Source organism: Streptomyces sp. NPDC091649 (assembly GCF_044756785.1).
GTDB lineage: Bacteria > Actinomycetota > Actinomycetes > Streptomycetales > Streptomycetaceae > Streptomyces.
In genome coordinates this window covers 197,059-217,929 of record NZ_JBIVTR010000010.1, presented here as the reverse complement: position 1 = coordinate 217,929, position 20,871 = coordinate 197,059, and the positions used below count along the sequence as shown (strand labels likewise).

Below are 20,871 nucleotides of genomic sequence, written 5' to 3'. Positions count from 1 at the left end.
CCCTGCCGCCCGCGGCGGGGCCCCCGGTCAGCGGTTGCGCGGGGTGACCTCCGCCATCCGGGACCAGCCGGTGCCCTCCACCTCGACGTTGATGATCTCGGGGACCTCGGCGACCAGCTCCGACATCGTCGCGATCGCCGCCTTGAAGTGGTCGGAGTTGACGTGCGCCTCCCCCGCCGCGGCGTCGGCGAACGCCTCCAGCAGGACGAACTCGTTGGGGTTCTCGACGCTGCGGGACCAGTCGAAGAAGAGGTTGCCGGGCTCGCCGCGCGTGGCGACGGTGAAGTCCTCCAGCCGGGCGAGCCATTCCTCGGGGTCGAGGGCGGTGAACTTGACGGCGATGAAGATCATGGGGGCTCCTGGTCGAGGCGATGGAAAGGCGCGGCCGCACCCTCTGGGGCCTGCTCGCCGCACCCCGACCAGGGTGACACACCCTCACGTAACAGGATCGACCGGGCACACCGCGAGCCCCCTGCGACCGCGGTGCGCCGGTTCCGGCCCGCCGGGTTCAGCCTCCGAGTTCCCGGTGACGGGCCGCCAGGGCGGCGGCGCCCGCGTCGGTGAGCGATCCGAACAGCCGGAGGCGGGAGATGCCTCCGTCCGGGAAGATGTCGATCCGTACGTGCGTGGCCCGGGCGGCGCCGTCCAGAACGAAGCGGTGGTCGGTGTCCGGCTGGAGCCGGGTCCGGGGCAGGATCTCCGTCCACTCACCGCCCTCACCGTCCCGTACCGACAGGCTCGCCCAGCCCGCGGAGTTGCCCTTGAGGTAGGCGGTGTCGATCTCGACGGCCCGGATGCCCGACTGCGCGGCGAGGCGGTAGCTGATCCAGTCGTTGCCCCGGTCGCGCCGGCGGCGGGTCTCCCAGCCGTCGTCCATCTTGCGCGAGCGGCCCGGCTGGATGGTGTGGGTGGCCGGGGAGTAGAAGCGGTCGGAGGCGTCCTCGACCTGGCCGCCGTTCTCCAGGGCCACGAGGTCGAACGTGCCGAGCGCGCCGAGCCAGGCGGGGTCGGGGGCGACCTCGCCGTACACGCGCAGCCGGGCGATGCCGCCGTCCGGGTGCTGGTTGACCCTCAGGTGGGTGAAGCGCCGCTCGGCGTCGACGGCGAACCCGTTGGCCGCGTGGCCGCCGACCGCCGTGCGGGGGACGAGCGTCGTCCACTTCACGTCGGGGGCGAGGAGGTCCTCGGGGGACGGGGCGCCGGGAAGCGACACCGCCTCGACGGAGATCGCCTGCGGGTAGTTGCCGCGGAAGTGGGCGGTGTCCAGGACGATGCCCCGGATGACGCCCGGCGCGCCGAGCCGGACGAGGGCCCAGTCGTGGTCGTCGGCGGTGGGGTGCGGTTCGGCGGCGCTGACACCGCGTCGGCGGCGGGTCTCCCAGCCGTCCATGATCTTGCCCTTGTGCCCGAAGTGCTCCGGATCGAAGACGGCGGGCCCGGGCTTCAGGAGGTTCTCGCGCTCGGCGAAGAACTCGTCGTTGGCGGCGATGACCCCGGCCCCCAGGCGCCGGTCGGCCAGGTCGACGAGGTGGGCGAAGGGAAAGTCGGCGGAGCGGTGATCGGCGTACGGGTCGCCGCCCGCGTAGGGGTTCGCGTCGCCGGTGAAGCGAGGTATCGGGGGTGTCGCGGTGTCCGTCATGGTCGGGAGTTCCCTTCGGGCACGGTCAGTGGTCGCGTACGAGGAGGCGGCCGGCGGGCTCGGCGAGGACGCCGTCGGAGGCGATGCGGACACCGCGCAGCCAGCTGGAGCGGACCACGCCGTGCAGGGTCTTCCCGGCGTAGGCGGTGACCTGGTTGCGGTGGAACAGCTCGGCGGGGTCGACGGTGAAGGCCGCCTCGGGGGCGAGGACCGCGAAGTCGGCGTCGCGTCCGGCCTCGATGGCGCCCTTGCGGGTCAGTCCGGCGAGTTCGGCGGGGGCGGCGGACATCCAGCGGGCGACGTCGTCGAGGGAGTGACCGCGCTTGCGGGCCTCGGTCCAGATGGCGGGCAGGCCGAGCTGGAGGGAGGAGATGCCGCCCCAGGCGGAGGCGAAGTCCGGGGTCTTGAGGTCCGTGGTGCACGGCGAGTGGTCCGAGACGATGCAGTCGATGGTCCCGTCGGCGAGCCCGGCCCACAGCGCGTCCTGGTTGGCGGCTTCGCGGATCGGCGGACAGCACTTGAACTCGGTGGCCCCGTCCGGGACTTCCTCCGCGGTGAGGGTGAGGAAGTGCGGACAGGACTCGACGGTGACGCGGACGCCCTCGCGCTTGGCGGCGGCGATCAGCGGCAGGGCGTCGCTGGAGGAGAGATGCAGGACGTGGACGCGGGCGTTCAGCCGCTTGGCGTGGGCGATGAGCCCTTCGATCGCGGTGTTCTCGGCGTCGCGCGGGCGGGAGGCGAGGAAGTCCGCGTAGGCGGGGCCGGAGCGCTGCGGGGCCTCGGCCAGATGGTGCGGGTCCTCGGCGTGCACGATGAGCAGGCCGCCGAATCCGGCGATCTCCGCCATGGAGCGGGCCAGTCGCTCCTGGTCCAGCTCCGGGAACTCCTCGACCCCCGAGGGCGACAGGAAGCACTTGAAGCCGAAGACCCCGGCCTCGTACAGCGGGCGCAGGTCCTTGACGTTGGACGGGATCGCACCGCCCCAGAAGCCGGTGTCGACGTGCGCCTTGGGGGCCGCCACCTGCTGCTTGGTCCGCAGGTTCTCGACGGTGGTGGTCGGTGGGAGGGAGTTGAGCGGCATGTCCAGGAGCGTCGTGATGCCGCCGGCGGCCGCGGCGCGGGTGGCGGTCCAGAAGCCTTCCCACTCGGTGCGGCCGGGGTCGTTCACATGGACGTGGGTGTCGACCAGGCCGGGCAGCAGGACGTCGTCACCGAAGTCCTCCAGGCGGACGCCCGCGGGCGTCACGGTGTCGTACGGCAGGACCGCGTCGATCGTCCCGTGCGCGACGGCGACCGCCGCCGGGCGGGTCCCCTCGGGGGTGACGACGCGCGTCGAGCGCAGTATCAGGTTCACGTCCGGACCGGACACCCGTGCTCCTTCACTCCAGGAATTCAACGAACTGTTGAAGCTTCGTCGGAGTCTTCACTCGCGAATCGCCCTCGTCAAGACCCCGCCCCCTCGCGGGCACCCGCCGGACCGCTCGCGCCACTCGACTGGAGGTTTCCACAAAGTAAAAGCTGAATTTCGCAGTGCGGAACGTAGCATGGGCCAGGAGGAGCGGCGTCCAGCCGTCCGCACCGACTGTCGGCACCCGGACAAAACAGGCCCTGACCGGCACGGACGCCGACCGGGGAGCTGTGGGCCGATCGGGAACCGCCCGGTAGGCTGCAGCCTTGCCTTCCGCTTCGAAAGGACCGTTGACGTGCCGCCGTCCCACGCCAGCACAGCCGACTCCAAGCCCTCCGGTGCCAGCGGTGGGGTGCAGTCCCTCGAGCGGGCCTTCGACCTGCTGGAACGGATGGCCGACGCCGGGGGCGAGGTCGGGCTGAGCGAGCTGTCCGCGAGCAGTGGTCTGCCCCTGCCGACCATCCACCGGCTGATGCGCACCCTGGTCGTCTGCGGCTACGTGCGCCAGCAGCCCAACCGCCGCTACGCGCTCGGCCCGCGCCTGATCCGGCTCGGCGAGTCCGCCTCCCGGCTGCTGGGCACCTGGGCCCGTCCCTACCTCAGCCGGCTGGTGGAGGAGACCGGCGAAACGGCGAACATGGCGCTGCTGGACGGGGACGAGATCGTGTACGTCGCCCAGGTCCCGTCCAAGCACTCCATGCGGATGTTCACCGAGGTCGGCCGACGGGTCCTGCCCCACTCCACCGGCGTGGGCAAGGCGCTCCTCGCGCACACCCCCGCCGACGAGGTCCGCGCGCTCCTGGCCCGTACGGGCATGCCGGCCGCCACGGAGAAGACGATCACCACGCCGGAGGGCTTCCTCGACGCGCTGGAGCAGGTGCGCCGGGCCGGATACGCGGTGGACGACAACGAGCAGGAGATCGGGGTGCGGTGCCTCGCGGTCTCCGTGCCGAACTCCCCCACCTCGGCCGCGATCTCCATCTCGGGCCCGGCGGGCCGCGTGACGGAGGCGGCCACGGAGCGGATCGTGCCGATCCTCCAGCAGGTCGCCACGGAGCTGTCCGACGCCCTGGCGAGCAGCGGCACGAACGGCGGCTGATCCCGGCAGACGCAGTTCCCGGTGCGACTCCCGGCGCGGGTCGGCCCCGGGCCGGGACCCCGGGCCGGCCGGGCCGAGCGGGGCCGGTCAGACCCGCGCCGGGACCGTCAGCCGACCGTCGTCCATCGTCACCATGCGGTCCATCCGGTCCAGGTGCGCCCGGTCGTGCGTGACCAGCACGGTGGCGGTGGCGCGCTCCCGGGTCAGGGCGACCAGCAGATCGAGCACGGCCGCGCCGCGTTCGTGGTCGAGCGCGCTGGTCGGCTCGTCGACGAGCAGGACCGCCGGCTCGTTCATCAGGGCACGGGCGATGTTGACCCGCTGGCGCTGACCGCCCGACAGCTGGTGCGGCCGCCGGTCGGCGCGGTCGGCCAGACCGACCGCGTCCAGCAGCTCCAGGGCCCGGCGGCGGGCGGCGCGGGCGGACCCGCCGGACAGGTGGCGCATCACCTGGAGCTGTTCGGCCGCGGTCAGCGAGGGCAGCAGGCTGGGCTGCTGGAAGACGATGCCGATGTGCTCCCGGCGCAGGGCCGCCCGCCCGGACCGGCCGAGGCCCGAGGCCCGCGTACCGGCCACGACGACCTCGCCGGAGTCCGGGGTGACCAGGGTGGCGGCGGCCGCGAGCAGGCTGGACTTGCCCGAGCCGGACGGCCCGACGACGGCGGTGAGCGTGCCCGGGGGCACGTCCAGCGAGACCCGGTCCAGGGCGGTGAGCCTGCCCTCGCCGTCCGGGTAGGTGAGGGTGACGTCGGTCAGGGTGAGCGTCATCGGGCACTCCCGAGTGCGGTGAGCGGGTCGACGGCGGTGATCCGCCGGATGGACAGGGCGGCCCCGAGCGCGCCGAGGGCGGTCATCACGGCGGCCGGGACGAGGACGGTCGCCGCGTCCAGGACGAACGGCACGGTTCCGCCTCCGATCAGAGCGCCGGCCCCGGCGGCGAGGGCGGTGCCCAGTCCCGTGCCGAGGGCGAGCATGACCACGGCCTGGCCGAGGGCGTCGCGCAGGAGGTACGCGGTCGACGCGCCGAGCGCCTTCAGCACGGCGACGTCGCCGCTGCGCTGGATCGTCCAGACGGTGAAGAACGCTCCGATGACGAGCGCGGAGATGGCGAAGAGGAAGCCGCGCATCAGTTGCAGCGAACCGTTCTCCGCCCGGTAGGAGCCGATGGCCGTGAGGGAGTCGTCGAGCGTGAGCGTGCTGGTGCCCGCCGCCTCGTCCCCCGCCGCGAGGTCGACTCCATCGGAGGTGGTCAGGGCGATCACCGTCGCCAGTTCGGCAGGCCCGGCGCCGTCGTGGCCCGCCTGCTGCCAGTCGTCGAGCGCGGTCCAGACGACGGGGGTGTGGCTGAAGGAGGCGTCCCCGGAGACGGCGGCGACCTCGTGCTCGGTCCGGCCGAGCGCGACCGTGTCGCCCGCCGTGACGCCGAGCGCCTCGGCCGCCGCGACGGAGAGCACGACCCGCCCCGGGCCGGTCCCCTCCGGCCCGAGAGTGCCGTCCGGTTCGACGCCGAAGGCCGACACGGCGGCGGTCCGCTCACCGACGGTGGCGTTCAGGGTCCGGATGCCGACCGGCTGCGCGGCCTCGACCCCGGGCCGCCCGGCCCAGGCCCGCCAGGCGTCCTCCCGGACGGTCGAGTCCGCGAACGACTCCGACTGCCCGTCGGGGGGCGCGGCGAAGGCCAGGTGGTCGGCGGCCAGCCCGGTGACGGCCGAGGTGTTCTCCCGGGCCAGACCGGCGGTCAGGCCGGACAGCAGGCCCACGAGCAGCGTGATCAGCACCACGACCGAACCCATGAGGGCGAACCGGCCCTTGGCGAAGCGAAGGTCTCTCCATGCGACGAACATGGCTCCAGCCTCGTGCGGTGCGGGCGGGGAAACATCGCGCGGCGGACGGGCCCGGGATCAACCTTTCGGTTGACCGGGTCCGGGGAGGCCGCGGCTACGCTGGACGGACCATGGATTCGCGATCGCACACCCACGTCACGGCAGCCCTGCGGCTCTGTCTGCACGCGCTGCTGACGGGGCTGCTGGCTCTGGTGGTGGTGCGCGCGGTGGGCGCGGACGCGCCGCACACGGCGGCGGTCGCGGTGGTGGCGGCGCTGACGGCGGTCGTGTACGCGGCCGGGGCGCTCACCTCCTCCGTACAGCCCGGGGGCCTGGCGGGGGCGGTGTGGCTGGCGGTTCTCGGCACGGCGTGGGCCGGGCTGCTGGTGCTGTCGCCGGACGCCCTGTGGGTGGCCTTCCCGCTCTACTTCCTCCAGCTGCACATCCTGCCGATGCGCTGGGCGCTGCCAGCGGTCGTGGTGACCGCGGCCGCAGCGATCACCAGCTTCGTCGTGCACCGGCAGGAGATCGCGACCGGCGCGTTCATCGGACCGCTGATCGGCGCGGCGGTCGCCGTCGCCACCGTCCTCGGGTACGACGCCCTCTTCCGCGAGAGCGAACGGCGGCGGGAGCTGATCGTGGAGCTGGTCGCCACCCGTGCGGACCTGGCCGAGGCGGAACGCGCCGCCGGGACCCTCGCCGAGCGCGAGCGCCTCGCCCGGGAGATCCACGACACGCTGGCCCAGGGCCTGTCGAGCATCCAGCTGCTGCTGCGCGCCGCCGAGCGCTCGCTGCCCGAGGACGGTCCGGCCGCGGCGCATGTGCGGGCGGCCCGCGAGGCCGCGCAGGCGAATCTCGCCGAGGCGCGGTCCTTCGTGCGCGCGCTGACGCCGCCGGACCTGGAGCACGGTTCGCTGGCCGCCGCCCTGGAGCGGCTCTGCGCCCGCACGACCGCACCGGACCTGACCGTACGGTTCGCGGTCAGCGGCACCCCGGTGGAGCTGCCGACGCCGTACGAGGTGGCGCTGCTGCGGACCGCGCAGTCGGCGCTGGCCAACACGGTGCGCCATGCGCGGGCCGGACGGGCGGAGATCACCCTGAGCTTCATGGACACCTCGGTGTCGCTGGACGTCGTGGACGACGGACAGGGCTTCGACCCGTCTGGGGCACCGGTCCACGAGCGCGGCGACGGTGGCTTCGGGCTGCCGGCGATGCGGGCACGCGCCGGGTCGCTCGGCGGCGCGCTGAGCGTGGAGTCGGCGCCCGGCCAGGGCACGGCGGTGGCGGTCACCCTGCCGCTGCCCGACGCGGAAGCGGAGCGCGCCGCGTGAACGTGAGCGTGAGCGGGGACGCGATCCGGCTGCTGCTGGCGGACGACCATCCGGTCGTCCGGGCGGGTCTGCGGGCGGTCCTGGACACCGAGCCGGACTTCCGGGTCGCCGGTGAGGCCGCCACCGCCGAGGAGGCCGTCGCCCTGGCGGCGGCGGGCGGCTTCGACGTGGTCCTGATGGACCTCCAGTTCGGTGCGGGCATGCACGGGTCGGAGGCCACGGCGACGATCACCGCCGCACCGGACGGCCCCCGGGTCCTGATCCTCACCACGTACGACTCCGACGCGGACATCCTGGCGGCGGTCGAGGCCGGGGCGAGCGGATATCTGCTGAAGGACGCCCCGCCGCAGGAGCTGGCGGCGGCGGTGCGCACGGCGGCGGCGGGCCGCTCGGCGCTGGCGCCGTCGGTGGCACACCGACTGATGGACCGGATGCGCACCCCGGCCGAGGCGCTGACCCGGCGGGAGCTGGAGGTGCTCCAGCTGGTCGGGGAGGGCCTGTCGAACCTGCAGATCAGCAAGCGGCTGTTCCTGAGCCAGGCCACGGTGAAGTCCCACCTGGTGCACATCTACGCCAAGCTGGGCGTGGACTCCCGCACGTCGGCGGTCGCGGCGGCCACGGCGCGCCGGCTCATCCGCCGCTGACGCGGCAGGCGGGTGGTCTCACCGGCGTCGGGGCTCCCGTTCGCGCTCACCCGCGCGAAGGTCCCGCGTGGTGCCCCGCCCGCGCGGAGGCGCTACGCGGTGCCCCGCCCCGAGTGAAGGCTCCGCGTGGTGACTCACCCGCGCGGAGGCTCGCCGAAGAGGTCGACGGCGTTGCGCACCTCGCGCAGGGCGGCGGCCAGCGCGCTCACCGAGCCGATGGCCCCCGCGATCAGCAGCAGGGAACGGCGCATCCGGGGGATCTCCGGCACTCCGCTGACGGCCATCGTGTCCAGGGCCGCCAGTTCGTCCTCGGCGATCGGCCGGTCCGGGAAGTCGGCCCGGAGCCCTGCCAGCTCCCTGCGGAGCCGGGAGACGGCCATCCGCAGCTCGGCCACTCTCGGGTCCTCGGCGCTGCCGGCCAGCTGCTTCTGCCCCACGCTTCGCAACACAGCACTCCCCCTCGCACATCCGTGTGCCGGTGTAACCCCCGAACCCGGTCTGTGGCCAAGTCCCCGGGTTCGCCCGCAAGTTAACGCCATGACGGGCAGTGCGCGCCAGCCCACGGAAAGAAATCGGGGTTACCCCTGAGGGTGACTTGCGTGTCGCGTGTGCGAAGGGCCCAGTGGTATCCAGACCCCATGGTCACGAACACGACGACAGAGGCGACTTGGGACACGGCCCCGGCCACGAGCGCGGCCCCGAGGTCCGGTGCGAAGAACCCCGAGGTCGCGGGGGTGCTGCTGGCCGCCGGAGGGGGCCGTCGGCTCGGCGGCCGCCCGAAGGCGCTGCTGGAGCACCGCGGCCGCCCGCTGATCGAACACGCGGTGCGCTCCCTGCGGGACGGCGGCTGCGGCCCGCTGCACGTGGTGCTGGGCGCGGCGGCCGACGAGGTGCGAGCCCGTGCGGACCTCGCGGGCTGCGTGGTGACGGTGAACCCGCACTGGGAGGGGGGGATGGGCTCCTCGCTCTGCCTGGGGCTGGCCGCACTGGGCGCGACGGACGCGGACGCGGCCCTCGTCCTCCTGGTGGACCAGCCGGGGATCGGGGCGGAGGCGGTGGCGCGGGTGCGTTCGGCGTACCGCTCGCGCGCGAGCCTGGTGGCCGCCTCGTACGGCGGCGAGCGGGGCCACCCGGTGCTGTTCGGGGCGGCTCGCTGGGCGGACATCACGGTGGGGGCGAGGGGCGATCAGGGTGCGCGGGCCTATCTGCGGGAGCACCGCGACGCGATCACGCTCGTGGAGTGCTCGGATGTGGCCGAGGCGTACGACATCGACACCGCGCAGGATCTGAGGCGCCTGGAGTGAGGGACCCGGCCGCTCGCCGCGAACGGTGTGTGGCCGCACCGGCACGCGGCGCCGCCGCGGGACCGTTTCTGTCGACCCGGAGAATCTCGACATCAACAAACCATTGAACTTCCACCATAAGGAAACTACTATCCACTGGTCAGAAGCCCTCTGAACCTCAGACGGCACCCACGGCCGTATCTCGGAGCCATGGCACGCCGTGCCGTCTCAGGCGACCCGGCGGCCATGAGACGCCGCCGCCCGCTGAAGGAGTGACAGCTCATGTCCGCACCAGCGCCGTCCACGCTGGCCATCGTCGATGCCGAGCCCCTGCCCCGGCAGGAAGAGGTCCTGACCGACGCGGCCCTCGCGTTCGTGGCCGAACTGCACCGGCGGTTCACCCCGCGCCGCAATGAGCTGCTCGCCCTGCGCGGTGAGCGCCGCGCCGAGATCGCCCGCACCTCCACGCTGGACTTCCTGCCCGAGACGGCGGCGATCCGCGCGGACGACTCCTGGAGGGTCGCGCCGGCTCCGGCCGCCCTGAGCGACCGCCGGGTGGAGATCACCGGTCCGACCGACCGCAAGATGACCATCAACGCCCTGAACTCGGGCGCGCGGGTCTGGCTCGCCGACTTCGAGGACGCGTCCGCTCCCACCTGGGAGAACGTGATCCTCGGCCAGCTCAATCTGACCGACGCCTATGAGCGTCGCATCGACTTCACCGACCCCCGGTCGGGCAAGTCCTACGCGCTGAAGCCCGCCGACGAACTCGCCACGGTCGTCACCCGCCCCCGCGGCTGGCACCTGGACGAGCGCCACATCCAGCTGGACGGCACCCCGGTGCCCGGCGCGCTCGTGGACTTCGGCCTCTACTTCTTCCACAACGCCCAGCGCCTGATCGACCTGGGCAAGGGTCCGTACTTCTACCTGCCGAAGACGGAGTCGCACCTGGAGGCCCGCCTCTGGAACGACGTCTTCGTCTTCGCCCAGGACTACGTCGGCATCCCGCAGGGCACGGTCCGGGCGACGGTGCTGATCGAGACGATCACCGCCGCGTACGAGATGGAGGAGATCCTCTACGAGCTGCGCGACCACGCCTCCGGACTGAACGCGGGCCGCTGGGACTATCTCTTCTCCATCGTCAAGAACTTCCGTGACGGCGGGGCCAAGTTCGTCCTCCCGGACCGCAACGCGGTGACGATGACCGCCCCGTTCATGCGGGCGTACACCGAACTCCTGGTCCGCACCTGCCACAAGCGCGGCGCGCACGCGATCGGCGGCATGGCCGCCTTCATCCCCTCGCGCCGCGACGCCGAGGTCAACAAGGTGGCCTTCGAGAAGGTCAAGGCGGACAAGGACCGCGAGGCGCACGACGGTTTCGACGGCTCCTGGGTCGCCCACCCCGACCTGGTCCCGATCGCCCTGGCCTCCTTCGACGCGGTCCTCGGCGACAAGCCCCACCAGAAGGACCGGCTGCGCGAGGACGTCTCGGTGGCCGCGGGCGACCTGATCGCCGTCGACTCCCTCGACGCCGGCCCGACGTACGACGGCCTGCGCAACGCCGTCGCGGTCGGCATCCGCTACATCGAGGCATGGCTGCGCGGACTGGGCGCGGTCGCCATCTTCAACCTGATGGAGGACGCGGCCACCGCCGAGATCTCCCGTTCGCAGATCTGGCAGTGGATCAACGCGGACGTGGTCTTCGAGAACGGCGAGCACGCCACGGCGGACCTGGCCCGCAAGGTCGCCGCCGAGGAACTGGCCGCGATCCGCGCGGAGGTCGGCGAGGAGGACTTCGCCGCCGGCAAGTGGCAGCAGGCCCACGACCTCCTGCTCCAGGTCTCCCTGGACCAGGACTACGCGGACTTCCTGACCCTGCCCGCGTACGAGCAACTGCGCTGACCCGCCCCCCTTCGGGTACGTCGCCCCGCCCCCGGCACCGCACAGCGCCGGGGGCGGCGGTGTCCCCCGGGGGCCGCCCGCCCGCATCCGCCGCCGGTGCCGCACGCCGGGGCGCGGGCAGCGGCTTCGGCCTCCGTCGGCGCGGGGAGCGCGGCGCCGCACGCCTGGACGCGGCGGCCCGTAACGCCCCGAACGCCGGTCAGTCCGTCAGGACGACGGTCCGCTGGGCGGAGAAGTCGCCCCATGTGCCGTCCGGAAGCTTGGCCCGAAGCTTCACGGAGTAGCGGGTGCCCACCGGGTCCGAGAGGTTCAGCCGATAGGTGGCGCGGCCCTGGGGAGGCGTGCCGCCCCAGACGATGGTGGTGGTCAGCTCGCCGTTCATGTGGAGCTCGTAGGCGGGGACGACCCCGCCCGTGTCGGGCTGGTCCCAGGACAGGTCGAGGGTGAACTCGGCCCCCTCCTTGCCGACCTTGGTCCGCAGTCCGGTGGGGGCGGTGCTCGCGGGCGCTCCGGCGGCCGGGGCGGTGGTGAGGTCGACGGCGTCGCTGTCGGGCGAGGACTTGTCGGAGGCGTCCCGGGCCCGGACGGTGAAGGTGTACACGGTCCCGGGGCGCAGGCCCGTCACCTTCGCCGTGGTCTCGGTGCCCGGCACGCTGTGGATCCGGGCGTCCTCCTGGTAGATGTCGTACGAGGTGACGCCGACGTCGTCCTTGGCCGGCCGCCAGGTCAGGGTGGCCGCGCGGCTGCCCTGGATCGTTCCGGCCGGTTTCGCCGGGGCGGTGGGCGGCTCGTCGTCGTCGGGCGGGGTGGCCTGCGTGGTGACGGGCACGACGGTGCTGGGCGCGGAGAGGTTTCCGGCGGCGTCCTTGGAGCGGACCGTGAAGGTGTAGTCCGTGGAGGCCGCCAGCCCGTCGACGTCGATCATGTGCTTCGTCGCCGGAACGGAGCGGACCTTGGTCTCCTCCCGGTAGACCTCGTAGCCCGCGATCGCCTTGTTGTCGGAGGCGGGTTTCCACATGACGTGCACCGAGGTGGAGCTGCTGGCCTGCGCGGTCACGCCCTCGGGGGTGCTGGGGCGTTGCGTGTCGGCGTCGGCGGTGCCGCCGCAGGCGGCGAGGGCGGCGAGGAGCAGAGCGGCGGAACAGGCCAACGCGGCAGACATGTGGGGGCGTTGCACGGGGGTGCCTTCCATCCGGACAGCAATGGTCCAGACCTGTATGACATGGCGCGGGGGCTTCCGACAAGAGTCCGGCGGGGAACCTTCCGCTATATGCCGGGTTGCGCCCCCGTCCGGGACCGCGGCGGTCCGGGCGTACGGTCGGCCGATGAGTTTCCGGCGCTGGAGGGGTCTTCCCTGTATGGATGCACAGGAGACCACCACGTCCGACGCCGCGGGCCTACCCGACCTGGAGCCGGCCGCCCGGCGGATCGCCGAACTGCTCGGTGCGGTCGACGACAGCGGGCTGGAGCGCCCCACACCCTGCCCCGACTACGCCGTACGGGAGCTGCTCGGCCATCTCGCCGGGCTGGCCGCCGCCTTCCGCGACGCCGCCCGCAAGGACCTCGGGGCGAGCACCGCACTCGCGCCGGACTCCGCCCTCCCCGTCCTGGACGACGACTGGCGCCGGATGCTGCCCCGGCGGCTGGAGGAGATGGCGGCGGCCTGGCGCTCCCCCGCCGCCTGGACCGGCATGACCCGGGCGGGCGGGGTCGAGCTGCCCGGCGACGTGGCCGGGGCCGTCGCGCTGAACGAACTCGTCGTGCACGGCTGGGACCTGGCGCGGTCGACCGGGCAGCCGTACGCGGCGGGCGAGGCCGAGCTGCGGTGCTGCGAGGCCCTGCTCGCCCCGGCGGAGGACAGCCCCGACGGCGAGGAGGCGAGCGGCCTCTTCGGCCCGCCGGTCCCGGTGCCCGACGACGCCCCGCCGCTGGACCGGGTCATCGCCCTCAGCGGCCGCCGTCCCGACTGGCGGCCGGGCGGCTGAGGCGGGTCTGCCGAGCGGCGGGCGCGGGGGCCGGGGACGCGCCGCCCTCCTTCGCGCCCGGGGGCCGGCCGCGGGACCGCGCCCGCGCCGCCCGCCCGCGGCGGGGACTCCCCCGGTCGGCGACGTTCCTCAACTGGTGAAGAACTCCGTGATGTGCGCGGCCACCTGGTCCGCCCGCGTCTCGTGCATCCGGTGGCCGCCGGGGACCGTGATCAGCCGGCAGTCCGGGATCAGGGAGGCCACGTCGGGCTGCCGGTGCTGCTCCATCGGGCTCTCCGGTCCCCCGGTGATGACCAGTGTCGGGGCCACGATGTCACCGAGGCCCTCGTCGGCGTCCGGGCCGGGATCGGCGAGCTGGTCCCGTACGGCGGGCACCGCGTTCTCGTCGTAGTCCACCGGACCCTCGGCCCGCCCCGCCGGACCCGGGTCACCGGGGAACGGGGCCGGGGCCTCCACCAGCACCAGCCGCTCCACCCGGTCGGAGTGCTCCTGTGCCAGCAGCCGGGCGACGACGCCGCCCATGCCGTGGCCGACGAGGCCGACCCGGTCCAGCTCCAGTTCGTCGAGGAAGCCCACGACGTCCTCGGCCATCAGGTCCAGGCCGTAGTCGTCGGGCCAGTCGCTCTCACCGTGGCCGCGCAGGTCCAGGGCGAAGACCCGCCACTCCTGGCCGAGCAGGGCGCCGGCCGCCTCCCAGTTCGCGGCCGAACCACCGAGACCGTGCAGCAGCACGACGGGCGAGCCGAACGCATCACCCCAGGTCCGGTACGCGAGGCGCACATCGCCGACATCCACAACAGACTGATCTTCCATGCCCCTGACGCTACAGCCGACGGGCGCCGGCCGGCTCCCAGGGGCCCGGCCGGCGGGCTGGGCGGGTGAAGCGCGGAGTCCGCGGCCGGAGAACCGTCGCGGTGGAGGCCCGCGGGGACGCCTGCCGGGCCGACGGGGCCCCCGCCCGGGGTGGCCGAAGCCCCGTGCGGGGGCACGGGGCTTCACCGGGGTGCGCGTTGTCCGTCAGTGGACGCCCACCCCCGCGGCCGCCGGCACGACGTGCTCGCCCGGCGCCTGCTCCTCGTCCGCCGCGTCGGGCTTGCGGCCGAAGTGGTTGAAGGCGAGGTTCAGCACGATCGCCACCACACAGCCGGTGGAGATACCCGAGTCGAGGACGACCAGCAGGTCCTCGGGGAAGGCGTGGTAGAACCGCGGCGCGGCGATCGGGATCAGGCCGATGCCGACGGCCGCCGCCACGATCAGGGCGTTCTCGCCCTTCTCCAGGGCGGCGGTGGCCAGGGTCTGGATGCCGCTCGCCGCGACCGTGCCGAACAGGACGATGCCCGCCCCGCCGAGCACCGGCAGCGGTACGAGCGCGATGACCGAGGCGGCGACCGGTACGAGGCCGAGGACGATCAGGATCACCCCGCCCACCGCGACGACATAGCGGCTGCGGATCTTCGTCATGGCGACGAGACCGACGTTCTGGGCGAAGGCGCTGCACATGAAACCGTTGAAGAACGGGCTGATGGCGCTGCCGAGGGTGTCGGCGCGCAGACCCCCCTCGATCACCTTCTCGTCGGCCGGGCGGCCGACGATCTTGCCCAGGGCCAGCATGTCCGCGGTGGACTCGGTCATGCAGACCAGCATCACGATGCACATCGAGATGATGGCGGCGATCTCGAACTGCGGGGCGCCGAAGGCGAACGGCGTCGGGAAGCCGACCACGTCGGCGTCCTTGATGGCGCCGAAGTCGGTGATGCCGGCCGGGATGGCGATCAGGGTGCCGATGACCAGGCCGAGGAGGATCGCGATCTGCTGGAGGAAGCCGCGCAGCAGCTTGCGCAGGGCCAGCACGATCACCAGGGTCACGGCGGCCATGGTGATGTTGGTCATCGAACCGTAGTCGTCGGCCGAGGCGTTGCCGCCCTGGGACCAGTTGAAGGCGACCGGGAGCAGGGAGACGCCGATCAGGGTGATCACGGTGCCCGTGACGACCGGCGGGAAGAAGCGGACCAGCTTGCAGAAGTAGGGGGCGAGGACGAAGCCGAGGATGCTCGCCACGATGATCGCGCCGAAGATGACGGCGATCCCGTCGTGCCCCCGGTCCTTGCCTATCGCGATCATCGGGGCCACGCCGGCGAAGGAGACGCCGTTGACGAAGGGCAGCCGGGCGCCGACCTTCCAGAAGCCGATGGTCTGGAGCAGGGTGGCTATCCCCGCGGTGAACAGACTCGCCCCCATCAGGAAGGCGGTCTCCTTGGCGGTGAGGCCGACGGCCGGACCCACGATGAGCGGCGGAGCCACCACGCCCGCGTACATGGCGGCCACGTGCTGCAGGCCGCTGGTGAACATCTTCAGTGGGGGCAGGGTCTCGTCGACCGGGTGCTTCCGGTCGTCTCCCCCGTCCGCGGCGGTGTCGGCCGTCGCGTCGAGGGTGGCTGGGTCTGCGTCTTTGCGAAACCTGGGCTTAGCGGCCACGGCGGTTCCTCCGGTCGGTTACGCGTCGTCGGCGACGCGGGTGTCAGGGAGGTGATGCGTAAGTGGTGCGGCGGTGCTTGCGGCTCTCTCAGGTGGTGCAGGTCGTGCAGAGGGGGGTGCGGGGGGGCACGCACCGGGGTGTGTGCGGGCAGCGTTCATCACCGGTCCGGCGGGGGGGGGGGGGGGGGGGGGGGGGGGCCCGGGCGGGGGGGGGGGGGGGGCCGGTGCCCCCGCGGGGGGGGGGGGGGGCGGCGGCGCGGCCCCCCCCCCCCCCGGACCGGCTGCCGTGGACCCCGCTCGGGTCCACGGCGGCCGGTCTCGGGCCGTCCCCCTCGACCGGCCGGTCGGGGATACCGCCGGGGGTCAGGCCCCGGCGGCGATCTGCGCGAGGCGGCGGGCCTCGTCGCGGGTGACGCGGGCGATGGCGTCCTCGTCCACCGTGGTGAGGTGGTTGCCCTCGACGACCGGTTTGCCGTCGACGAGGGAGAGGGTCACCGGGGCGGCCGCGCCGAAGACGAGCGCGGTCACCGGATCGGCGATCGAGGAGTGGGCCAGGGTGTCCAGCTTCCACAGGACGAGGTCGGCGAGCTTGCCGGCCTCAAGGGAGCCGATCTGGTCGGCGCGGCCCAGCACTCGGGCCCCGCCGTGGGTCCCGAGGCGCAGGGCCTGACGGGCGTTCAGGGCGGCCTCGCGGTGGGCGCCGAGGCGGTTGATGAGCAGGGCGTTGCGCAGTTCGGTGTGGAGTTCACCGGACTCGTTGGAGGCGGTGCCGTCCACGCCGAGGCCGACCGGCACGCCGGCGGCGAGCATGTCGGGGACCCGGGCGATCCCGGCGGCGAGACGGGCGTTGGAGGAGGGGCAGTGGGCGACGCCGGTTCCCGTACGGGCGAAGGCGGCGATGTCGGAGTCGTTCATGTGGACGCAGTGGGCCATCCACACGTCGTCGCCGAGCCAGCCGGTCGACTCGAAGTAGTCCGTCGGGCCCATCCCGAACAGTTCCTTGCAGAACTGCTCCTCCTCGACGGTCTCCGAGCCGTGGGTGTGCAGCCGTACGCCCTTGCGGCGGGCCAGTGCGGCTCCCTGCCGCATCAGTTCGGTGGAGACCGAGAACGGGGAGCAGGGTGCGACGGCGACCTGGGTCATGGCGTCGAAGGAGGCGTCGTGGTGGGCGTCGATCGTGGCCTCGGTGGCGGCGAGCGCGCCTTCGAGGGTCTCGACGGCGAAGTCCGGGGGCAGGCCGCCGTCCTTCTCGCTGCGGTCCATGGAGCCCCGGGCGAGGGTGAAACGTACGCCCATGTCGCGGGCGGCGCCGATGATCGCGCCGGAGAGGTCGCCGGAGTCCTTCGGGAAGACGTAGTGGTGGTCCATGGCGGTGGTGACGCCGCCGCGGGCCATCATGGCGAGCGAGCCCTGCGCCGCGGCGCGGGCCATCGGCTCGTCGATGCGCGCCCAGGTCGGGTAGAGGGCGACCAGCCAGTTGAAGAGGTTGTGGTCGGTGGCCAGGCCCCGGGTGATCCACTGGTAGAAGTGGTGGTGGGTGTTGACCAGGCCGGGCGTCGCGAGGTGCCCGGTGCCGTCGATCCGCCGCACGACTCCGGCGAGGCCCTGCGGAGCCTGGCCGGCGCCGACGGACTCGATGCGGTTGCCCGCCACGACGATGTACCCGGACGCGTACTCCGTGTCCTGGGCGTCGACGGTGGCGATCGAACAGTTCTCGATGATGATGCGCTGAGGGTCCGCCGAAGCTGCCATGGTGCTTCCTTCCGCTTTCTGTGGCGATATGGGCACGGCAGGACCCTAGGAGGATTTGAGTGCCACAGCGGTGCGGCCGTGGGTGCCGAGATGGTGGAAGAACAGGTTGAGCACGACCGCGACCAGTGCTCCCGCGCTGATCCCGGAGCCGAGGACGGTCTGCGCCCAGGCCGGGAATCCGGCGTAGAAGGTGGGCGCGGCGAGCGGGATGATGCCCGCGCCGAGCGCGACGGCCACCAGGATGATGTTGGAGCTGTCATCGAGGCCCGCCTCGGAGAGCGTACGGATGCCGCTGACCGCGATGGAGCCGAAGAGGACGATGCCGGCGCCGCCGAGGACGGGCATCGGGACGAGCGAGACGACCGCGCCGAGCACCGGGAAGGCGCCGAGGACCAGCAGGGCGCCGCCCGCCGCCGCGACGACGTACCGGCTGCGTACGCGGGTCAGCGAGACGACGCCGACGTTCTGGGCGAAGGCGCTGGTGGGGAAACCGCCGAAGACCGGGCCGAGGAGGGTGGCGATGCCGTCCGTGCGCAGGCCCCGGGTGATCGTACGGCCGTCGGTGCGGCGGTCGCAGATCTCCCCGAGGGCGATCATGCCGGCCGATGACTCCGTCATCAGGACGAGCATGACGATGCAGAGGGAGAGGACGGCGGCGGGGTGGAACTCCGGCGCGCCGAAGGCGAAGGGGGTCGGCAGGGCGGCGAGCGGTGCGGACTTCAGCGCGGAGAAGTCGGCGAGTCCGAACGGGATCGCGGCCAGCGTTCCGACGAACATACCCATGAGCAGGGCCACTTGCTTGAGGAAGCCGCGGCCGAAGCGCTGGATGAGCAGGATGACGACGAGCGTGAAGGCGGCCAGCGCCAGGTACTTCATGGCGCCGAAGTCGGCGGCGGTGGCGTCCCCGCCCTGTGCCCAGGCGACCGGGACCGGCATGAGGGTGACGCCGATGAGGGTGATGACCACGCCGGTGACGAGTGGCGGGAAGAAGCGCAGCAGTCTGCCGAAGAAGGGGCCGACCGTCAGGCAGAAGACTCCGGCGACCAGCACCGCCCCGTAGATCGCGGGGAGTTGGCGCCCGGGCGCGCTGGTCTCGGCGATGGCGAGCATCGGCGCGATTCCGGCGGAGGATGCGGCGTTGACGAAGGGGAGCCGGTTGCCGGCGAAGCGGCCGAGACCGACGGTCTGCAGGATGGTGGCGAGTCCGGCGATCAGGAGGCTCGCCGCGATGAGCCGGGTCATGCCGGCGGTGTCCAGGCCGACGGCCTGGCCGATGATGAGCGGAGGGGTGACGACGCCCGCGTACATGGCGGCGATGTGCTGGAGCGCGGCGGGGACGAGCCGCGCGGGGGGAAGCTTCTCGTCGACCGGGTGAACCGCCGTGTCCGCGGAGCTCGCCGGTGCGGTTTTACCTGGGGCTTCTGCCGGCCCCGTTGCAGGCTGTGCCATGGGTGTTCCCTCCGGGATGCCCGGCCCCCGCCCGTCGTCGCGCGGACGGGGGCCGGTTCATTGCCGCGTCAGAGGTTGGTCATGTCGACCGGGATCTTCGGCTCGACGCCGTCCCGGAGCACGGTGGCCTCGATCAGACCGTAGGGACGGTCGGCCGCGAAGTAGACCTCATTGTCGTTCTTGAGGCCGAACGGTTCGAGGTCCACCAGGAAGTGGTGGTTGTTCGGCAGCGAGAAGCGGATCTCGTCGATCTCGCTTCGGCTGTTGATGATGCGCGAACCCATCTGGTACAGGGTCTGCTGGAGCGAGAGGGAGTACGTCTCGGCGAAGGCGTGGAGCATGTGCTTGCGCGCCTGCTCGTAGGACTTCTCCCAGTTCGGCATGCGCTGCTCGTCGCTGGTCCAGTTGTAGCGCCAGCGGGCGGAGACGTCCGTCGCCAGGATGCGGTCGTACGCCTCCTTCAGCGTCGTGTACCGGTCCTTGACGTAGCCCCAGAACTCGGAGTTGGTCGAGTTCATCACCGTCAGGTCCTTGAGCCCCGAGATGACCTCCCAGCTCTCACCGTCGTAGGTGATCTGGGAGACGCGGGTCTCCTGGCCCTTGCGGACGAAGGAGTGCTTGACCTCGTCGGCGCCGATGAACTTCGAGTTGCCGTCGGAGGTCGCGATGCGCTCCCAGCTGTACTCCTCGATCCGGATCCGGGCGCGGTGGATCGGTTCCTGCGAGGAGACGAAGTGCCGGGCGAGGTGGATGCCGAACTGCTCGGCGGACTCGATCCCGTGCTCCTTGGCGAACGCGAACACCGTGTTCTTGGTGGTGTCGGTCGGCAGGACATTGGCGTTGGAGCCGGAGTAGTGCACGTCGTCCATGTCGCCGGAGAGGGCGACCGAGACGTTCAGGTCCTTGATGTGGTGGGTGTCGCCGTCCCGCACGATCTTGACGACGCGGTTCTCTGCTTTGCCGTACTGGTTCTGGCCGAGAATCGTGGGCATGTCGGTGCTAGCTCCCTCGGTAAACGGAGTAGCCGAACGGGTTGAGCAGCAGCGGTACGTGATAGTGCTCGCCCGGGACGACCGCGAACGCGATCGTCACTTCCGGGAAGAACGCGCCGCTGTCCCTTACGCGGGGGGCGTCCTGCTGCGCCTCGGCTTGCTTCTTGGAAAAATACGCCTCGGTGTCGAATTCGAGACGCACATGGCTTGTTCCCTCCGGCAGTGCCGGGAGGTCCTTGCAGCGCCCGTCCGCATCGGTCGCGGACGCTCCGAGCGTCACGTACGGCGCGTCGCCGCCGCTGCGGGCGGCGAGCGAGACGGTTACGGACGCGGCGGGGCGGCCGATGCTGGTGTCCAGGATGTGGGTGGACACCGATGCGGTCGTGTCGGTACTCAAGACCGTCACTCTCCTAGATCTCAAGAGTCCTGTGCGGGGGCGCCCTCTGCGAGGGTCTCCGTCACGAGACGGGTCAGCCGGATGCGGTTGATCTTGCCCAGTTCGGTGCGCACGATCTCCTGCTCCTGCTCGGGCGAGTTCCCGATCCGGGACTTCACCGCGTCGCGCATCTGCTCGCCGGTGGCGCCGGTGGCGCAGATCAGGAAGACATGTCCGAACCGCTCCTGGTAGGCCAGGTTCAGTTCGAGCATCTCGGTCTTGAGCTCCTCGGAGGCCCCGGCCATCCCCCGCTGCTCGCGGGAGGAGGTCGGGTCGCCGGGCTTCGGCCGGCCGATCGGCGGGTGGCCCGCCATCGCTTCGGCCAGGTCCTCCGCGGTGAGCTCCGCCATGGCGGCGTCGCTCGCGGAGAGCAGGGCTTCTTCGGTGGCGTACGGGCGCCCGGCGAGGATGGCGCTTCCCCAGGCCGCACTGGCACACACCTCGTGCAGTGCGGGAGTGGCCTCGCCGCCCGCCAGGGTGTTGAACCGGGTGAGGCCCGGTGTGGAGCTCGAAGTCACGGGAGCCTCCGTGGCTGTTTTTCGCTGTGCGTTGTTCGGGCTGCGGATAGCTAACGCCCTCGACAACACGACGTCAACACTTTGTTGAAATCTCGCGAACGAAGAAAGCCGCCGTCCCGGCATGCGGACGGCGGC

20 protein-coding genes are annotated in these 20,871 nt (G+C 72.4%); 6 read left to right on the top strand and 14 right to left on the bottom strand.

Annotated elements, in window-relative coordinates; genetic code table 11:
• Nucleotides 1-27: 27 nt before the first annotated feature.
• From ACIQMU_RS19180 to allB, 3 genes are all read right to left on the bottom strand, one after another.
• Nucleotides 28-351, bottom strand: coding sequence for a putative quinol monooxygenase (locus ACIQMU_RS19180; protein ID WP_352240739.1), 324 nt, complete (start codon nt 349-351; stop codon nt 28-30).
• 157 nt (nt 352-508) lie between these two features.
• On the bottom strand, nt 509-1,639 hold the full coding sequence (gene alc, locus ACIQMU_RS19175) for an allantoicase (protein WP_352240738.1): 1,131 nt from the start codon (nt 1,637-1,639) through the stop codon (nt 509-511).
• Between the two features lie 25 nt (nt 1,640-1,664).
• On the bottom strand, nt 1,665-3,008 hold the full coding sequence (allB, locus tag ACIQMU_RS19170; protein WP_352240737.1) for an allantoinase AllB: 1,344 nt from the start codon (nt 3,006-3,008) through the stop codon (nt 1,665-1,667).
• 334 nt (nt 3,009-3,342) lie between these two features.
• On the opposite strand from allB, the gene ACIQMU_RS19165 reads away from it, so the two are divergent.
• Nucleotides 3,343-4,146: an IclR family transcriptional regulator gene (locus tag ACIQMU_RS19165; protein WP_352240736.1), complete on the top strand. Its 804-nt coding sequence runs from the start codon at nt 3,343-3,345 to the stop codon at nt 4,144-4,146.
• An 87-nt stretch (nt 4,147-4,233) separates the two neighbouring features.
• On the opposite strand, the gene ACIQMU_RS19160 is transcribed toward ACIQMU_RS19165, so the two are convergent.
• The gene (locus ACIQMU_RS19160) at nt 4,234-4,914 is read right to left on the bottom strand and encodes an ABC transporter ATP-binding protein (RefSeq protein ID WP_352240735.1); all 681 of its coding nucleotides are present in this window, start codon (nt 4,912-4,914) and stop codon (nt 4,234-4,236) included.
• Entirely contained in the window at nt 4,911-5,990 is a 1,080-nt protein-coding gene (locus ACIQMU_RS19155; RefSeq protein WP_402689265.1) for an ABC transporter permease, read from the bottom strand. The genes ACIQMU_RS19160 and ACIQMU_RS19155 overlap by 4 nt, the downstream gene beginning before the upstream one ends.
• Nucleotides 5,991-6,100: 110 nt before the next feature.
• Between ACIQMU_RS19155 and ACIQMU_RS19150 the strand changes: the two genes are divergently transcribed.
• Entirely contained in the window at nt 6,101-7,300 is a 1,200-nt protein-coding gene (locus ACIQMU_RS19150) for a sensor histidine kinase (protein ID WP_352240733.1), read from the top strand.
• A gap of 2 nt (nt 7,301-7,302) precedes the next feature.
• The gene (locus tag ACIQMU_RS19145; RefSeq protein ID WP_402689290.1) at nt 7,303-7,944 is read left to right on the top strand and encodes a response regulator; all 642 of its coding nucleotides are present in this window, start codon (nt 7,303-7,305) and stop codon (nt 7,942-7,944) included.
• A 134-nt stretch (nt 7,945-8,078) separates the two neighbouring features.
• On the opposite strand, the gene ACIQMU_RS19140 is transcribed toward ACIQMU_RS19145, so the two are convergent.
• Complete coding sequence (locus ACIQMU_RS19140) at nt 8,079-8,381, bottom strand: DUF5955 family protein (protein WP_352240732.1); 303 nt, start codon at nt 8,379-8,381, stop codon at nt 8,079-8,081.
• Nucleotides 8,382-8,678: 297 nt separating this feature from the next.
• Between ACIQMU_RS19140 and ACIQMU_RS19135 the strand changes: the two genes are divergently transcribed.
• Nucleotides 8,679-9,248: an NTP transferase domain-containing protein gene (locus tag ACIQMU_RS19135; RefSeq protein WP_402689289.1), complete on the top strand. Its 570-nt coding sequence runs from the start codon at nt 8,679-8,681 to the stop codon at nt 9,246-9,248.
• A gap of 261 nt (nt 9,249-9,509) precedes the next feature.
• Nucleotides 9,510-11,129 carry a malate synthase A gene (gene aceB, locus ACIQMU_RS19130; protein WP_402689264.1) on the top strand — a complete coding sequence of 540 codons (1,620 nt, stop codon included), beginning with the start codon at nt 9,510-9,512 and terminating at the stop codon, nt 11,127-11,129.
• Between the two features lie 199 nt (nt 11,130-11,328).
• Here aceB and ACIQMU_RS19125 read toward each other — a convergent pair whose 3' ends face one another.
• Complete coding sequence (locus tag ACIQMU_RS19125) at nt 11,329-12,321, bottom strand: fibronectin type III domain-containing protein (protein WP_402689263.1); 993 nt, start codon at nt 12,319-12,321, stop codon at nt 11,329-11,331.
• Between the two features lie 166 nt (nt 12,322-12,487).
• Between ACIQMU_RS19125 and ACIQMU_RS19120 the strand changes: the two genes are divergently transcribed.
• Complete coding sequence (locus ACIQMU_RS19120) at nt 12,488-13,114, top strand: TIGR03086 family metal-binding protein (RefSeq protein ID WP_352240729.1); 627 nt, start codon at nt 12,488-12,490, stop codon at nt 13,112-13,114.
• A 129-nt stretch (nt 13,115-13,243) separates the two neighbouring features.
• On the opposite strand, the gene ACIQMU_RS19115 is transcribed toward ACIQMU_RS19120, so the two are convergent.
• From ACIQMU_RS19115 to uraD, 7 genes are all read right to left on the bottom strand, one after another.
• Nucleotides 13,244-13,927, bottom strand: coding sequence for an alpha/beta hydrolase (locus ACIQMU_RS19115; RefSeq protein ID WP_352240728.1), 684 nt, complete (start codon nt 13,925-13,927; stop codon nt 13,244-13,246).
• A 204-nt stretch (nt 13,928-14,131) separates the two neighbouring features.
• Nucleotides 14,132-15,589 carry a nucleobase:cation symporter-2 family protein gene (locus ACIQMU_RS19110; protein ID WP_352240727.1) on the bottom strand — a complete coding sequence of 486 codons (1,458 nt, stop codon included), beginning with the start codon at nt 15,587-15,589 and terminating at the stop codon, nt 14,132-14,134.
• 363 nt (nt 15,590-15,952) lie between these two features.
• The gene (locus ACIQMU_RS19105) at nt 15,953-17,341 is read right to left on the bottom strand and encodes an 8-oxoguanine deaminase (protein WP_352240726.1); all 1,389 of its coding nucleotides are present in this window, start codon (nt 17,339-17,341) and stop codon (nt 15,953-15,955) included.
• Between the two features lie 45 nt (nt 17,342-17,386).
• Nucleotides 17,387-18,790 carry a nucleobase:cation symporter-2 family protein gene (locus ACIQMU_RS19100; protein ID WP_402689262.1) on the bottom strand — a complete coding sequence of 468 codons (1,404 nt, stop codon included), beginning with the start codon at nt 18,788-18,790 and terminating at the stop codon, nt 17,387-17,389.
• A gap of 68 nt (nt 18,791-18,858) precedes the next feature.
• Nucleotides 18,859-19,782, bottom strand: a complete 924-nt coding sequence (pucL, locus tag ACIQMU_RS19095; RefSeq protein ID WP_352240724.1) for a factor-independent urate hydroxylase — start codon at nt 19,780-19,782, stop codon at nt 18,859-18,861.
• Between the two features lie 7 nt (nt 19,783-19,789).
• Nucleotides 19,790-20,179: a hydroxyisourate hydrolase gene (gene uraH, locus ACIQMU_RS19090; protein WP_352240723.1), complete on the bottom strand. Its 390-nt coding sequence runs from the start codon at nt 20,177-20,179 to the stop codon at nt 19,790-19,792.
• Between the two features lie 20 nt (nt 20,180-20,199).
• Nucleotides 20,200-20,736, bottom strand: coding sequence for a 2-oxo-4-hydroxy-4-carboxy-5-ureidoimidazoline decarboxylase (gene uraD / locus ACIQMU_RS19085; RefSeq protein WP_402689261.1), 537 nt, complete (start codon nt 20,734-20,736; stop codon nt 20,200-20,202).
• Nucleotides 20,737-20,871: the final 135 nt, after the last annotated feature.

Excerpts from the sequence above, each read along its gene's own strand:
- ACIQMU_RS19180 (WP_352240739.1), bottom strand. The coding sequence starts at position 351 with ATGATCTTCATCGCCGTCAAGTTCACCGCCCTCGACCCCGAGGAATGG.
- alc (WP_352240738.1), bottom strand. The coding sequence starts at position 1,639 with ATGACGGACACCGCGACACCCCCGATACCTCGCTTCACCGGCGACGCG.
- ACIQMU_RS19160 (WP_352240735.1), bottom strand. The coding sequence starts at position 4,914 with ATGACGCTCACCCTGACCGACGTCACCCTCACCTACCCGGACGGCGAG.
- ACIQMU_RS19155 (WP_402689265.1), bottom strand. The coding sequence starts at position 5,990 with ATGTTCGTCGCATGGAGAGACCTTCGCTTCGCCAAGGGCCGGTTCGCC.
- ACIQMU_RS19150 (WP_352240733.1), top strand. The coding sequence starts at position 6,101 with ATGGATTCGCGATCGCACACCCACGTCACGGCAGCCCTGCGGCTCTGT.
- aceB (WP_402689264.1), top strand. The coding sequence starts at position 9,510 with ATGTCCGCACCAGCGCCGTCCACGCTGGCCATCGTCGATGCCGAGCCC.
- ACIQMU_RS19125 (WP_402689263.1), bottom strand. The coding sequence starts at position 12,321 with ATGGAAGGCACCCCCGTGCAACGCCCCCACATGTCTGCCGCGTTGGCC.
- ACIQMU_RS19120 (WP_352240729.1), top strand. The coding sequence starts at position 12,488 with ATGGATGCACAGGAGACCACCACGTCCGACGCCGCGGGCCTACCCGAC.
- ACIQMU_RS19115 (WP_352240728.1), bottom strand. The coding sequence starts at position 13,927 with ATGGAAGATCAGTCTGTTGTGGATGTCGGCGATGTGCGCCTCGCGTAC.
- ACIQMU_RS19105 (WP_352240726.1), bottom strand. The coding sequence starts at position 17,341 with ATGGCAGCTTCGGCGGACCCTCAGCGCATCATCATCGAGAACTGTTCG.
- ACIQMU_RS19100 (WP_402689262.1), bottom strand. The coding sequence starts at position 18,790 with ATGGCACAGCCTGCAACGGGGCCGGCAGAAGCCCCAGGTAAAACCGCA.
- pucL (WP_352240724.1), bottom strand. The coding sequence starts at position 19,782 with ATGCCCACGATTCTCGGCCAGAACCAGTACGGCAAAGCAGAGAACCGC.